The 15,578-nt window shown below is 65.0% G+C and carries 9 protein-coding genes; 3 read left to right on the top strand and 6 right to left on the bottom strand.

The genetic code is table 11. The features are described 5' to 3' along the window. Genes prpF through prpB form a run of 4 tightly spaced genes read right to left on the bottom strand, consistent with a single transcriptional unit; the run spans position 1 to position 5,927 of the window. Positions 1 to 1,191 (bottom strand): 2-methylaconitate cis-trans isomerase PrpF, encoded by a 1,191-nt coding sequence (gene prpF, locus ACEN9F_RS27645; protein WP_413425357.1) that lies wholly within the window; start codon positions 1,189 to 1,191, stop codon positions 1 to 3. A gap of 47 nt (positions 1,192 to 1,238) precedes the next feature. Further along, a complete protein-coding gene (acnD, locus tag ACEN9F_RS27640; protein ID WP_413425355.1) occupies positions 1,239 to 3,836 on the bottom strand; it encodes a Fe/S-dependent 2-methylisocitrate dehydratase AcnD in 2,598 nt (865 codons plus the stop codon). Continuing rightward, positions 3,836 to 4,981: a 2-methylcitrate synthase gene (gene prpC / locus ACEN9F_RS27635; RefSeq protein WP_413425353.1), complete on the bottom strand. Its 1,146-nt coding sequence runs from the start codon at positions 4,979 to 4,981 to the stop codon at positions 3,836 to 3,838. Before prpC ends, acnD begins: the two co-directional genes overlap by 1 nt. Positions 4,982 to 5,039: 58 nt before the next feature. Beyond that, positions 5,040 to 5,927 carry a methylisocitrate lyase gene (gene prpB / locus ACEN9F_RS27630; RefSeq protein ID WP_413425352.1) on the bottom strand — a complete coding sequence of 296 codons (888 nt, stop codon included), beginning with the start codon at positions 5,925 to 5,927 and terminating at the stop codon, positions 5,040 to 5,042. A gap of 154 nt (positions 5,928 to 6,081) precedes the next feature. Here prpB and prpR point away from each other — a divergent pair, with 154 nt between their 5' ends. From prpR to ACEN9F_RS27615, 3 genes are all read left to right on the top strand, one after another. Further along, complete coding sequence (gene prpR / locus ACEN9F_RS27625) at positions 6,082 to 7,725, top strand: propionate catabolism operon regulatory protein PrpR (protein WP_413425350.1); 1,644 nt, start codon at positions 6,082 to 6,084, stop codon at positions 7,723 to 7,725. 122 nt (positions 7,726 to 7,847) lie between these two features. Next, positions 7,848 to 8,882 (top strand): sensor histidine kinase, encoded by a 1,035-nt coding sequence (locus ACEN9F_RS27620; RefSeq protein ID WP_413425348.1) that lies wholly within the window; start codon positions 7,848 to 7,850, stop codon positions 8,880 to 8,882. Continuing rightward, entirely contained in the window at positions 8,882 to 9,589 is a 708-nt protein-coding gene (locus ACEN9F_RS27615) for a LytR/AlgR family response regulator transcription factor (RefSeq protein ID WP_413425347.1), read from the top strand. The genes ACEN9F_RS27620 and ACEN9F_RS27615 overlap by 1 nt, the downstream gene beginning before the upstream one ends. 94 nt (positions 9,590 to 9,683) lie before the next feature. Here the strand turns inward: ACEN9F_RS27615 and ACEN9F_RS27610 are convergent, their stop codons facing one another. Continuing rightward, positions 9,684 to 12,128, bottom strand: coding sequence for an FtsX-like permease family protein (locus ACEN9F_RS27610; protein WP_413425345.1), 2,445 nt, complete (start codon positions 12,126 to 12,128; stop codon positions 9,684 to 9,686). A gap of 137 nt (positions 12,129 to 12,265) precedes the next feature. Further along, positions 12,266 to 15,568: a S41 family peptidase gene (locus ACEN9F_RS27605; protein WP_413425343.1), complete on the bottom strand. Its 3,303-nt coding sequence runs from the start codon at positions 15,566 to 15,568 to the stop codon at positions 12,266 to 12,268. Between the last annotated feature and the right edge of the window lie 10 nt (positions 15,569 to 15,578).

Raw genomic sequence — 15,578 nt, 5'->3', positions numbered from 1 at the left:
TTAGAACGTATCGCCGGGTACGCGTACCCAGCCTTCCATCAATACGCGCGCGCTGCGGCTCATTACCGCTTTTGTCACGCTCCACTCGCCGTTCTGCTGCGTCGCCTGCGCGCCGACCCGCAAGGTGCCCGACGGATGGCCGAAGCGCACCGCATCGCGCGCACCGCCGCCCGCCGCCAGGTTGACCAGCGTGCCGGGTATCGCCGCCGCCGTGCCGATGGCCACGGCCGCCGTACCCATCATTGCATGGTGCAGCTTCCCCATCGACATGGCACGCACCAGCAGGTCGACGTCGGTGGCGCCAACCTCTTTGCCTGCGGACGATGTGTACGGCGCCGGCTTGGCGACAAACGCCACCTTCGGCGTGTGCTGGCGCGTGGCCGCGTCGTCGATATGCGAGATCAGTCCCATGCGCAGCGCGCCGTGCGCGCGTATCAGCTCGAAGCGCGCCAGCGCCTTCGGATCGCTGTTGATGGCGTCCTGCAGCTCGGTGCCGGTGTAACCGATATCCTCCGCGTTGACGAAGATGGTCGGGATGCCGGCGTTGATCATGGTCGCCTTCAGCGTGCCGACGCCTGGGACTTCCAGCTCGTCGACCAGCTGGCCGGTCGGGAACATCGCGCCTCCGCCGCCCTCTTCCTCCGCCGCCGGGTCCATAAACTCCAGCACGACTTCGGCCGCCGGGAAGGTGACGCCGTCGAGTTCAAAGTCGCCGGTCTCCTGCACTTCGCCGTTGATCATCGGGACATGGGCGATGATGGTCTTGCCGATATTGGCCTGCCACACGCGCACCACGGCGACGCCGTCCTGCGGAACGCGCGCCGCGTCCACCAGCCCGCCGCCGATGGCGAAGGCGCCGACCGCCGCAGACAGGTTGCCGCAGTTGCCGCTCCAGTCGACGAAGGCCTTGTCGATGGAGACCTGGCCGAACAGGTAGTCGACGTCGTGATCCGGCCTGCTGCTCTTCGACAGGATCACCGCCTTGCTGGTACTGGAGGTCGCGCCGCCCATGCCGTCGATCTGCTTGCCGTACGGGTCCGGGCTGCCGATCACGCGCAGCAACAGCGCGTCGCGCGCGGAGCCCGGCTGCTGCGCCGCTTGCGGCAGATCCTGCAGGCGGAAGAACACGCCCTTGCTGGTGCCGCCACGCATATACGTGGCGGGGATTTTGATTTGCGGTTTATGAGCCATGATATTCATCCGTCACCGTCGCTCCCGCGCAAGCGGGAATGACGTGGTTAAGCTGCTTTAGCCGATTCGAGGAAATCCTGCGCGAAGCGTTGCAGAACGCCGCCCGCCTCATAAATGGACACTTCTTCCGCCGTATCGAGGCGGCAGGTCACCGGCACCTCGATGCGCTCGCCGTTCTTGCGATTGACCACCAGCGTCAGCGTCGAGCGCGGCGTGCGTTCGCCGATCACGTCATAGGTCTCGGTGCCGTCCAGCGCCAGCGTCAACCGGTTCACGCCCGGCAGGAACTCCAGCGGCAGCACACCCATGCCGACCAGGTTGGTGCGGTGGATACGCTCGAAGCCTTCGGCCACGATGGCTTCCACCCCCGCCAGGCGCACGCCCTTGGCCGCCCAGTCACGCGACGAGCCCTGGCCATAGTCGGCCCCGGCGATCACGATCAGCGGCTGCTTGCGCTCCATGTAGGTCTCGATGGCTTCCCACATGCGCGTAACTTTGCCTTCCGGCTCGACGCGCGCCAGCGAACCGGCTTTGACCTTGCCGTCGGCGTCGCGCACCATCTCGTTCTTCAGCGTCGGATTGGCGAAGGTGGCGCGTTGCGCAGTCAGGTGGTCGCCGCGGTGCGTGGCGTAGGAATTGAAGTCCTCCTCCGGCAGCCCCATTTTCGCCAGGTACTCGCCGGCCGCGCTGTTCAGCATGATCGCGTTCGATGGCGACAGGTGGTCGGTGGTGATGTTATCGCCCAGCACCGCCAGCGGACGCATGCCCTTCAGTGGACGCGCACCGGCCAATGCGCCCTCCCAGTACGGCGGACGGCGGATGTAGGTGGTCTGCGGACGCCAGTCGTACAGCGGGCTGACTTTCAGGCCATCGTCGGCCTGCCTGGCGAACATCGGGATGTAGACCTTGTTGTACTGCGCCGGCTTGACGCTCGACGCGACCAGCGCGTCGATCTCTTCGTCCGTCGGCCAGATGTCTTTCAGCGTGACCGGCTGGCCGTTGGCGTCATGGCCCAGCACATCCTTCTCGATATCGAAGCGGATCGTGCCGGCGATGGCGTAAGCCACCACCAGCGGTGGCGACGCCAGGAAGGCCTGCTTGGCATACGGGTGGATGCGGCCGTCGAAGTTGCGGTTGCCGGACAAGACGGCGGTCGCGTACAGGTCGCGGTCGATCACTTCCTTCTGGATCACCGGATCCAGCGCACCGGACATGCCGTTGCAGGTGGTGCAGGCGTAAGCCACCACGCCGAAGCCCAACTGTTCCAGCTCGGGCATCAGGCCCGCTTCTTCCAGATACAGCGTCACGGTCTTGGAACCGGGCGCCAGCGAGCTTTTCACCCAAGGTTTGCGGGTCAGGCCGCGCGCGTTGGCGTTACGCGCCAGCAGGCCGGCGGCGACCATATTGCGCGGGTTGTTGGTGTTGGTGCAGCTGGTGATGGCGGCGATGATGACCGCGCCATCAGGCATCAGGCCCGGCTCGTTTTCCACTACGCCGCTAATGCCGCGCGCGGCCAGCTCGGAGGTCGGCACGCGGTTGTGCGGGTTCGACGGGCCGGCGATGGTGCGCACCACCGACGACAGGTCGAACTTCAGCACGCGCTCGTACTCGGCGGTCTGCAGCGCATCGGCCCACAGGCCGGTTTCCTTCGCATAGGTCTCGACCAGCTTGACCAGCGCATCATCGCGGCCGGTCAGCTTCAGGTACTTGATGGTTTGCCCGTCGATGTAGAACATCGCGGCGGTGGAGCCGTACTCCGGCGCCATGTTGGAGATGGTCGCGCGGTCGCCCAAGGTCAGGTGCGACGCACCCTCGCCGAAGAACTCCAGGTACGACGACACCACCTTCTGCTTGCGCAGGAACTCGGTCAGCGCCAGCACCGTATCGGTGGCCGTGATGCCCGGCTGCGGCTTGCCGGTCAGCTCGACGCCGATGATGTCCGGCAGGCGCATCCACGACGCGCGACCCAGCATCACGCTCTCCGCTTCCAGGCCGCCGACGCCGATGGCGATCACGCCCAGCGCATCGACCATCGGCGTGTGCGAATCGGTGCCGACCAGCGTATCGGGAAAAGCCACGCCGTCCACTGCCTGGATCACCGGCGACATGCGCTCCAGGTTGATCTGGTGCAGGATGCCGTTACCCGGCGGGATCACGTCAACGTTCTTGAACGCCTTCTTGGTCCAGTTGATGAAATCGAAGCGGTCTTCGTTACGGCGGTCTTCGATTGCGCGGTTCTTGTCGAAGGCATCGGGATCGAAGCCGCCGCATTCCACCGCCAGCGAGTGGTCGACCACCAGCTGCGTCGGCACCACGGGATTGACCAGCGCCGGGTCGCCGCCTTGCAGCGCGATGGCGTCGCGCAGGCCGGCCAGGTCGACCAGCGCGGTCTGGCCCAGGATGTCGTGGCACACCACGCGCGCAGGGAACCAGGGAAAGTCCAGGTCGCGCTTGCGCTCGATCAGCTGCGACAGCGAGGCATTGAGCGTCGCCGGATCGCAGCGGCGCACCAGGTTTTCTGCCAGAACACGCGAAGTGTACGGCAGCTTGGACCAGGCGCCTGGCTGGATCGCGTCGACAGCGGCGCGCGCGTCGAAGTAGTCTAGCTGGGTGCCCGGCAAGGGCTTGCGGAATTGGGTGTTCATTATTGACGGTCCTTGATCGGGACGAATTTCAGGTCTTCAGGGCCGACGTAGTTGGCGCTTGGACGGATGATCTTGTTGTCGATGCGCTGCTCGATGATGTGCGCGGCCCAGCCTGAGGTGCGCGAGATGACGAACAGCGGCGTGAACATCGCGGTCGGCACGCCCATCATGTGATAGGACACGGCCGAGAACCAGTCCAGGTTCGGGAACATCTTCTTGATGTCCCACATGACGGTTTCGAGGCGCTCGGCGATGTCGAACATCTTCATCGAACCGGCTTCCTTGGACAGCTTGCGCGCCACTTCCTTGATGACCACGTTGCGCGGGTCGGAGATGGTGTACACCGGATGACCGAAGCCGATCACCACTTCCTTGTTGGCCACGCGGTTGCGGATGTCCGCTTCGGCTTCGTCGGCGTTCTCGTAGCGCTTCTGGATCTCGAAGGCGAATTCGTTGGCGCCGCCGTGCTTGGGACCGCGCAGCGCGCCGATCGCGCCGGTGATGGCGGAGTGAATGTCCGACCCGGTGCCGGCGATGACGCGGCTGGTGAAGGTCGAGGCGTTGAACTCGTGTTCCGCATACAGGATCAACGAAGTGTGCATCGCCTGCACCCAGCTCTCGGACGGCTTCTCGCCGTGCAGCAGATGCAGGAAGTGGCCGCCGATGGAGTCGTCGTCGGTTTCGACGTCGATGCGCTTGCCGTTATGGCTGAAGTGGTACCAGTACAGCAGCATCGAGCCGAAGGACGCCATCAGGCGGTCGGCGATGTCGCGCGCGCCCGGCACGTTGTGGTCGTCCTTTTCCGGCAGCGTGCAGCCCAGCACCGAAACGCCGGTGCGCATCACGTCCATCGGGTGGGCGGAGGCAGGCAGCGCTTCCAATGCGGCCTTCAGCGAGGCAGGCAGGCCACGCAGCGATTTCAGCTTGTTCTTGTAGCCTTTCAGCTCGGCGGCGTTAGGCAGTTTGCCGTGCACCAGCAGGAAGGCGATTTCTTCGAACTCGCAGGTGCCGGCGACATCGAGGATGTCGTAGCCGCGATAGTGCAGGTCGTTGCCCGTCTTGCCGACGGAGCACAGTGCGGTATTGCCAGCGGTGACGCCGGACAGGGCGACGGATTTTTTTGGCTTGAAGGTTGCTTCGGTCATTTATAGTCTCCAGTGAGACCGTCATTCCCGCGCAGGCGGGAATGACGATGGTGGTTAATTATTTTTTCTGTGCGGCGAACAGCGCATCCAGCTTCTGCTCGAAGCTGTGATAGTTGATGCGGTCATACAGCTCGGCGCGGGTTTGCATGGTATCGACCACGTTCTGCTGGGTGCCGTCGCGGCGGATCGCGCCGTAGACGTTTTCCGCCGCCTTGTTCATGGCGCGGAAGGCCGACAGCGGATACAGCACCAGGCCCACATCCGCGCCGCGCAGCTCGTCCACGGTGAACAGCGGCGTCGAACCGAATTCGGTGATGTTGGCCAGCACCGGCACCTTGACGGCGGCGGCGAACTTTTTATACATATCGAGACTGATCATCGCTTCCGGGAAGATCATGTCGGCGCCCGCTTCCACGCAAGCGACCGCGCGCTCGATGGCGGCGTCCAGTCCTTCCACGGCCAGCGCATCGGTGCGCGCCATGATCACGAATTGATCGTCGGTGCGCGCATCGACGGCGGCACTGATGCGGTCGACCATCTCTTGCCTGGTGACGATCTCCTTGCCCGGACGGTGGCCGCAGCGCTTGGCGCCGACCTGGTCTTCGATATGCATCGCGGCCGCGCCGAACTTGATCATCGACTTGACGGTGCGCGCCACATTGAAGGCGGAAGCGCCGAAACCGGTGTCCACGTCGACCAGCAGCGGCAGGTCGCAGACGTCGGTGATGCGGCGCACGTCGGTCAGCACGTCGTCCAGGTTGGAGATGCCCAGGTCCGGCAGGCCCAGCGAACCCGCCGCCACGCCGCCGCCCGACAGGTAGATCGCCTTGAAGCCGGCGCGCTTGGCCAGCAGCGCATGGTTGGCGTTGATCGCGCCGACGACCTGCAACGGAGATTCTTCCTGGACGGCTTTGCGGAAGGCGGCGCCTGCGGAGTATTGACTCATGTTAAAGACCTTTCAGTGTTGCGGTGAAGTTGGGCTCTTTAGTGCAAGGGGCATGCCAGACAGTCACACTATATAAATCAATAACTTACGTTTTCAATGTGTTTCACTATTGTTTCATTTTGAAACATCGGAACATATGAACTACAATTGAAACATGCGCCACTCCACGCCCCTGCCCTTCGACGCCAACGACAAACCGGTCATCTGGACCGTTTCAGTCTCGCGCCTGTACGACCTGTTCCGCGACATCACGCTGGAATACGACGACCTGGCCACCATCGAACCGATCAACCTCGGCTTCGACGAAGCGGCGCGCCACATCCGCGAGCGCATGGCCACCGAGCGCTGCGACGCCGTCATCGCCGCCGGTTCCAACGCCGCGTATTTGAAAGGCCGGCTGTCGGTACCGGTGGTGATCGCCAAGTTCAGCGGCTTCGACGTGATGCAGGCGTTGGCGCGCGCGCGCCGCGTGTCGGATCGCATCGGCATCATCACCTACCAGGAGCGGCTGGCGGAGCTGGCCGAGTTCTCAGCCACCTTCGGCTTCGATGTCGCGCAGCGCACCTACGCGACCGAAGAAGATGCGCGCGCGCAGATCAACGACCTGAAGGCGGCCGGCATCAAGGCCATCGTCGGCGCCGGCCTGATTACCGACCTGGCCGAGGAAGCGGGATTGACCGGCGTATTCGTCTACTCGGCAGCCTCGATCCGCCACGCCTTCGACGATGCGCTGGAGATGGCGCGCCTGACGCAGCTGGAATCGAACCGCAGCCGCGCGCGCGGCGCCGTGGTGACGGACACGCTACGTGCCAAGCACGGCATCAACGATCTGCGTGGCGAGTCCGAAGCGATGGAGTCACTGCGACAGTCCGTGGTGCTGTACGCGAAATCGCCGGCGACCGTGCTGATACAAGGCGAGACCGGCTGCGGCAAGGAGCTGGTGGCGCAGGCGATTCATCGCGAGACACCGCGCAGCCTGGGGCAGAACAGGCCTTTCGTCGCCGTCAACTGCGGTGCGATCGCGGAATCGCTGCTGGAGTCGGAACTGTTCGGTCACGAGGAAGGCGCTTTTACCGGCGCGCGGCGCGGCGGCCACGCCGGCCTGTTTGAAGCGGCCAATCGCGGCACCCTCTTCCTCGACGAAATCGGCGAAATGCCGCTGACGCTGCAAACGCGCTTGCTGCGCGTGCTGGAAGAGCGCGAGGTAGTACGCGTGGGCGGCACCCGGCCGATTCCCGTCAGTGTGCGCATCATCAGCGCCACGCACTGCGATCTTGAGCAGCGCGTGCGCGAAGGCCGCTTCCGCGCCGACCTGTTCTACCGGCTGGCCGTGCTGCGGCTATCGCTGCCGCCGCTGCGCGCGCGGCCGGACGACATCATGACGCTGGCCGAATGGTCGCTGAAGAATGCGCTGGCTTCGCTGGGCGCGCGTCCGCATCCGAACCTGCACGCCGAAATGGCCGCCTGCGCGCCGCTGCTGCAGCGCTACGACTGGCCCGGCAATGTGCGCGAGCTGCGCAACCTGACCGAGCGCCTGGCCCTGTTCCTGGCAGCCGAACCGCTACAGGCGCTAACGCCGGCCTTCGTGCTCAGCGTCGCGCCCGAGCTGGTCGCGCACTCCGCTGCGATCCTGCCGCCCCCGGCTCCGCAGCCGGGCGGCACCAGGGCCTCCACCGAAAGCGCCAGCGACGTGCTGGCCCGCTTCGGCGGCCGCCGCGACGCCGCAGCGGACTACCTCGGCATCAGCCGCACGACGCTGTGGCGCAAGCTGCGCGCCGAGAATGGCGCGACGGAATAACCGCTCATCACGGCAAAAAAACCGTTCGTCAAATAGCCGTCGCCCGCGCATCGACGGCCCGATAGCATGGCCTCCCACTTGGATGTATGATCGCATCGATAACTTTTTGAACTAAGCACATCATGAAGAACGAGCTTCCCCTGCTGGCGCGCATGAACTGGTACTGGACGTTCCAACTGGCCGGCTGGGGCTTCCTGTTCATCTTCTCGTTGTCGATGGGCGCCTGGCAGCATTCGGGCTTCCTGGCGATCACCTGCTGGGGCAGCGTGACCGGCCTGCTGGTCTCCGATCAGTGGCACCGCCTGCTCAAGCGCCGCATCCACAACGGCGTCCGCGTGAACTGGAAGTTCATGCTGTGCGCCATCCTGGCACTGGGCGTAATCCAGACCGGCGTGCAGCTCACCGGCTTCCTGATCCTCAAACCGTTCGGCGAAGTGCATGGCGCTGGCTGGCTGCCCAGTGCACTGCTGACCTGGTGGGCGATCTACCTGGTGTGGAGTATCTTTTACATGGCGGTGCTGTCACTGCGCCGCGCCAACAGGCTGGAAGCGGAATCGCTGCGACTGGAAATCAGTGCCAAGGACGCCGAGCTGCGCGCCTTGCAGGCGCAGGTCAATCCGCATTTTTTCTTCAACAGCATGAACAGCGTGCGCGCGCTGGTGTATGAAGACCAGGCCGCCGCCGCACAGATGATCGACCAGTTGGCCAGCGTGATGCGCTACGCGCTGCAATCGGGGCATCACGACACCGTGCCGCTGGCGGCGGAAATCGAAGCCGTGCAAGCCTACCTGTCGATTGAAAAAATCCGCTTCGAGGAACGCATGCGTGTCAGCGTGGACATCGGCGTCGGCCTGGAACAGGTGCGCATTCCGCCGATGGCCTTGCAAACGCTGGTGGAAAACGCCGTCAAGTATGGCGTCGAAGCCAGCGCCACCGGCAGCGAGATCCGCATCCGTGCGCAGCGCATGGACGACGGCATGATCCACATCGAGATCGCCAACCTGGGCGCGATCCTGCCGTTTGCGAATTCGACCAAGGTCGGGCTGGTCAACACCCGCAAGCGGCTGGCGCTGGCATTGGGCGCCAACGCCAATCTCGACCTCACTGAAAACAGCGGCTGGGTGCGCGCGACCATGACTTTGCCGGAGGCCGCTTGATGCGGGTACTACTGATCGATGACGAGCGCCTCGCGCGCGCGGAACTGCGCCGCCTGCTGGCGGCGCATCCTGAAGTGGAAATCGTCGGCGAAGCGGTCAACGCAGCGGATGGCGTGCAGCAGATCGCCGCGCTCAAGCCGGACCTGATTTTCCTCGACGTGCAAATGCCGGGCGGCAGCGGCTTCGACATGCTGGCCGCGCTGGAGGGTGCGCCGGAAGTGATCTTCACCACCGCCTTCGACCAGTACGCGCTGCAGGCGTTCGAAGTCAATGCCCTCGACTACCTGCAAAAGCCGATCCAGGCCACGCGCATGGCGGCCGCGCTGCAGCGTTGCGCGCTGCGCCACCAGCGCGCGCTGGCCTATGTCGCGCCCACCTCGGCCAGGAAGCTGTTCATCAAGGACGGTGAGCGCTACTGGTTCGTCGGCCTGCAGGACATTAGGCTATTTGAATCGGACGGCAACTACACGCGCATCTACTTCGACCGGCAGCAGCCGCTGATGCTGCGCTCCCTGAACCAACTCGAAGAGCGGCTCGACCCGCAGCACTTCTTCCGCGCCAGCCGCCGCCACATCGTCAACCTCGGCTACGTCGAGCAAGTCACGCCGAACGAAGCCGGCGGCCTTGACCTCGTCTTGCGCGACGGCCCGACCATCGAAGTCTCCCGCCGCCGCGCCACCCAATTCAAAACCATCACCACCCTCTAAACTCCGGGGTCAGGTCCAAAACCTGGACACGTACTCTTCCGTAGACGCCTTACAGATGTGCTTGTGTCCAGATTCTGGACCTGACCCCGGAGTGCTATGTGCGGAGTACGTCGGCGGGGGGCATGCGCATCGCGATCCAGGTGTGGCGGGCGATGGCGATCAGGGCGATGCCCAGCGTTAGCGATAGCGCGAACAGCAAGGTCCAGTAGCCGATCGGCGCGTGCTCGACGTAATTGGCGAGATAGCGGTTGATCGCTACCGCCGCCACCGGCAGGCCGATCACCGCCGACGCCAGCATCAGTAGGCCGACTTCCCGCACGACCAGCAGGCCGATGTCGGCGCGGCGCGCGCCGTGCAGCTTGCGCAGCACGATCTCCCTGGCGCGCCGCTGCACCGTGTTGGCCGACAGGACGTAGGTGCCGAAGGCGGCGATCGCCAGCGCGATGCCGGTGGCGACCGCCAATAGCCTGGCCATGCGCGCATCCTCTGCGTAGTGCGCCGCCAGCACGTCCTCCGCGCGGTAGATCTTCGGTATCGCATCCGGGAAGTAGCTGGGCCACAGCGCTTGCGCGGCGCGCTCGACGTCGGCAGGCGCGCCCGATGCCCGCACGCTGAGCGCCATCCCCTCCGTCCGCAGTTCATAGGCGGTCGCGCGCGGCTGGTCCCGCAACGAGTGGAAACGCAGTTCGGGGGCGATGCCGACGATGCGCGCCGCGCTGACCACGTTGTCGAATCCGGTGAACATCACGGACTGCCCTACCGCTTCCTCCGCGCTGGCGAAGCCCAGCTCGCGCGCGGCAACGGCGTTCAGCACCACCGCCGTTTTATCGTTGTCCTTGTCCACGCCGGACTGGAACAGGCGCCCCGCCGCCGGCGCGATGCCGTACAGTTCGAAGAAGTTGGCGCTGACCGTTTTCATCTCCATCGACGCGGCGACGCCACCGGGCCGCTTGAGCGCGCGCGTCCACGACCAGTTGAGCCGGCCCACCGGGTCTTCGGAAATCGCCACGCCGGCCACGCCGGGCTGCGCCTGCAATGCCGAGACGAAGCGCCGCGCTTTCTCGTGGTCCCTGACATGTCCCGGCATGTCGACGATCACCATCGGCGACGGTTCGAAACCCGGCGACGCATGCGTCGCATAGTCGGTCTGCCACGCCACCGCGATGGTCACGCTGGCCAGGCCCATTGCCGTGCCGATCTGCACCACCGTCAGCGCGCGCCGCCACTGCATGCTGCCGTACGATTCGGTGTCGGGTCGCCCGGCCAGCACCTGCGTCGGATGCACACGCAGCGCGATCCAGGCGGGATAGGCCGCCGTGGCGGCGCCGAGCAGCGCGCCGATGCCGAAGGCGGCCGCGATGTTCTGCGGCGAGAACAGGCCGTCCAGCTGGCGGTTGACCAGCTGCGAGAACGCAGGCAACGCCAGCCACGCCAGCAGCAGGCCGAGCGCGGTGGCCACCATCGCCACCAGCAGCGATTCAAGCAGGAATTGCAGCATGATCTGCGGTACGCCGGCGCCCAGCACCTTGCGCATCGCCACTTCACGCTGGCGCCGCAGCACCCGCACCGTGGTCAGGTTGACGTAGTTGATCGCGGCCAGCAGCAGGATCAGCATCGCCAGCAACGCCAGGCCGGCCACGATGCCCGGATTGGCGCGATCGCCCGGCAGCGCGATAAAGCTGTTCTCCACCTTGTCGTCGAAATAGGCGGCGCGCAGCGGCGATATCGCAAGTTCAATCGCCTTGCGCTTGCCGAGCCGCTCGCGCATCTCCGGCGGCCATTGATTCACACTCGGCGTGCTGTCGACCACTTGCTGCAAGCGTTCGAGGATGGCCGGCGGCGAGGCGCCGCGCCCCAGGCGCAGCAGCATCTTGGTCATCCAGCCGTTCTCGCCGGTCAGCATCTCGTGCCGGATGGCGCTTTCCACCACGGCCCCGTTCACGCCGAACAGCACTTCAAACGGTATCGTCGTGTTGGCCGCCGGTGTCGCTACGATGGCGCCGACCTGCATGCTATTCCCTTCCGCCACCATGGTCCGGCCCAGCGCATTGCGCGTGCCGAACATGCGCAATGCGGCCGCTTCGGTAATCACAAAGCGGTCGGGCCGCTCCAGCGCCGTAGCCATGTCGCCCTGCAGAGCGCGTAGTCCCAGCATCGATGGGAAGCCGGGCAGCACGATCAGGCCGCGCACCGTCATCAGGTTGCGGTCTACCCGCACCGTCAACGGCGTGATCTCCGGCCGCGCCGGTATATAGCTGGTGGCGTCGAGCACGCCCGGTATCTTCAGCGCGGTCTCGCGCAGGAACATCGGCGCCAGGTCGAACAGGGGCGACGACGGCTCGACATTGAAGTGATGCTTGACGACGTAGACCTGGTCCACGTCCGGCACGTGCGTATCGTACTCCATCGAGTAGCGCACAAACCCAAGCAGCAGCACGCACGCGCCAAGGCCCACACCGAGGCCCAGCACCGAGGCCAGCGTGTAGGCCGGTTCTTGTATCAGGGTGCGCCAGCCGATGCGAAAGTCTCGTAGCTTCATGTGGTTCCAGTCCGTGGTGGGAAAATTTCTATGGATTGCAACATCCATGCCACGGGGTTTTCAGCGCCTTGGCGGCCCGTATCCAGCACCGATGTTCGGAAGTGAACGTTGAAACTGTCCACTTCCGAACACCATGCTTACTTGGCCTTGATCGGGAAGGCCGGATGCACCGGGCGCACCGGCGGATTCTTCGCCAGTTCGGCCTTGATCACTTCAATCGCCTTTTCCAGTTGCGGATCGCGGCCGGCGATGACGTCGGCAGGATTCTGGTCGATCTCGATATCCGGCGCCACGCCTTCGTTCTCCACGCCCCAGCCGCCGTCGCGGGTCCAGAAGGCCAGGTTGGGCGCGGTGATGCTCCCGCCGTCCATCAACGTCGGGAAGCCGAGCACGCCGACCAGGCCACCCCAGGTACGCTTGCCGATCAGCGGACCCATTTGGTTTTTGCGGAACATCCACGGCAACAGGTCGCCGCCGGAACCGGCCGTCTCGTCGATCAGCATCGCGCGCGGGCCCTGGATCGACGCCGATGGCGTCTTCATGTCGGCGCCGTAGCGCATGGTCCACCAGGCGATTTCCTTCTTCTGCAAAATCTCCAGGTAGTAGTCGGCGACGCTGCCGCCGCCGTTGAAACGCTCGTCGATGATGACGGCGTCCTTGTCGGCCTGCGGGAAGAAATAGCGCTTGAAGTAGGTATGGCCCAGCGTCGCCGTATTCGGCACGTAGACGTAGGCGACCTTGCCTCCGGTGGCGGCGTTGACCTTGCGGATATTCCCTTCGATCCAGTCGCGGTTGCGCAGCGCGTCTTCGTTCGCCACCGGCACCACGGTGATGGTGCGCGACTTGCTGCCGTCCGCGTTGGGGCCGACCGTGATGTCGATGGCTTTGTTGGCGGTGTTTTCAAAAGCGCTGTACAGATTGGTCGGCGCCAGCAGCGCGCGGCCGTCCACCGCCAGCAGGTACTCGCCGGCCTTGACGTTCAGGCCAGGCTCCGTCAGCGGCGCGCGCAGCGCAGGGTTCCAGTTCAAGCCACCGTAGACTTTCTTGAAGCGGTAACGGCCTTCGCTCACCTCGTAGTCCGCGCCGAGCAGGCCGCCCGGCACCGCTTTGCCCTCGGTGAAGAAGTCGCCGCCGCCGCCGCGATGGTGGCCAACGCCCAGTTCACTGCACAGCCATTGGATCAGGCGATTCAAATCGGCGCGGCTGGACAACTCCGGCAGGAACTGCGCGTACTTGGCGCGCATCTTGTTCCAGTCGGCGCCGTGCATGCCCGGATCGTAGAAGAAGTCGCGGTTGATGCGCCAGGCTTCGTTGAAGATCTGCGCCCACTCCGCGCGCGGCTCGGCGCGCACTTCGATGGCTTCCACCTTGACCTTGCCTTCGCCCGGCGTCAGCGTCTTGGCGCCGGCGCTGCCCATCGCCCAGGCTTCCTTCAGGCGGTACAGCAGCTTCTTGCCGTCGGCGGAGACTTCAAAATCATCGACTTCGGCCAGCAGCGTCTCGGCCTTGCGGTCCTTCAGGTCGAAGCGCTGGATGGCTTTCTTGCCGTCGTTCTCGCGCAGGAAGAAGATCTGGCCCGCCTCCCCTGCCTCCAGGTCGGACAGCGATGCGGCAGGTATCGGCAGGTCGACGATGCGGGTGTCGATGCCCTCGAAGTCGATGGCGATCGGCGCGACCGGCGCCACCGTCACCTTCGGATCGTCACGGCCGGTCTTCGGATCGACCTTGGGCGGCGCGTCCGCCTTGGCTTCTTTCTTGTCGGCGGCCGGCGCCGCCGGCGCGCCCTTCTCCTCGTCGCTCTCCTTGATCAGCGGCGACGGCAGGTCGCGCCGCAGCGTCGCCATCCAGATGGTGCGCGTGACGCGGTTGTCCTCGTTCTGTTGCGAGAACCAATTGTTGCTCGGTCCCGCGTTGGTCGAGGCGAAGAAGTACAGGTACTTTCCACTCTTGTCGAACACTGGATTGACCACGTCCGACAAGCCGTCCGTCACCGGCCAGGATTTATTCTGCTCCAGCGAGTAGATGTAGGCGCTGCGCGTGTAGGTCATCGAATTCAAGGCGTAGGCGATCCAGCGCGAGTCCGGCGCCCATGCCGCCCTGAGTGTCTTGTTCACGCCGTACAGCGGCTCGGAGGCGATCTTCTTGACCGCGCCGGAAGCCACGTCCAGCACATACAGCGTCCACGAGTTGTCCGTGTAGGCGATCTTCTTGCTGTCCGGCGACCAGACCGGATTGTCGTAGAAGCCAGAGCCGGTCAGCTTGAATTTGCGCGGTTCGCTCTTGCCGTCCTGTGCGCGGATGTGCAGCGCGTATTCGCCGGATTCGTCGGAGAAGTAGGCGACGGACCGGCCATCGGGCGACCACGCCGGCGAACGCTCATTCGCCGCCGGGGTCTGCGTCAGGTTGCGCACATCGCCCTTGTCCGCGGGGATGGTGACGATCTCGCCGCGGAACTCATACGCGATGCGCGCGCCGGAGGGCGAGATCGAGGCGTTGCGGATGTACTTGGCGCCGCTGAGCCAGCGCGGACGCGACAGGCCCAGGTCGCTGTTGACGCCGATGGTGAGCTTGCGCACCTGGCCGCTGGCCAGGTCCAGCGCGTGCAGATAGCCCGCCTGCTCGTAGACGATGCCGCCGCCGGATGCCGCGGCATTCAGCACCGGGAAATCGGTGTGCCTGGTGAGCGCACGCACAGCCCTGGTCTTGACGTCGTAGGCGTACAGATTGAACTCGCCGTCGCGGTCGGAGCGGAAGTAGACCGTGTCGCCTATCCACATTGGATCGACGTCGTTGGCATGCGCAGCCGGCTGCGGAATGCTGAGCACCGATTTGTCGCCGCGATTGAACAACCACAGGATGGAGTTGGTGCCGCCGCGATAATGCTTCCACTGCATGAAGGCCGGCGAGAACGGGTTATAGACGATCTGCTTGCCATCCGGGGACCAGGCCGCGCGGGCGGCGTTCGGCACTTCCAGCTCGGTCTCCACGCCGCCGCCCACAGGCACCGTGAACAGCTTGCGGAAGCGGTTATTGAAGGCCGCGCGCGGCGAGGTGAACATCACCGACTTGCCGTCCGGCGTAAAGGCCTGCACCACATCGGCGCCCGGATGATACGTGAGCCGCTTCGGCACGCCGCCTTCGATCGGCAGCAGATACACATCGGTATTGCCATCGACCTGCGCGCTGTAGGCCAGCAGCTTCCCGTCCGGTGAAAACACCGGGTTCGATTTCTCGCCCGGATCGGACGTGAGGCGGCGCGGCGCGCTGCCGTCGGCGTTGGCCAGCCACACATCGCCCGCATAGATAAAGGCCAGGTGGCGCGCGGACAGCGCGGGCTCGGTCAGCATGCGGGTGTCGCTGGTGCTTGGCAGCGCCAGCGCCGGCGTGGCGGACATGGCGAGTGCGGCCGCTGCGGCGGCGATCGACAGCATTTTTTTCATGTACACAGTC

The sequence above is a fragment of the Duganella sp. CT11-25 genome (assembly GCF_047302815.1).
Classification (GTDB): Bacteria; Pseudomonadota; Gammaproteobacteria; order Burkholderiales; family Burkholderiaceae_D; genus Rugamonas.
This window is presented reverse-complemented; position numbering and strand designations above follow the sequence as displayed.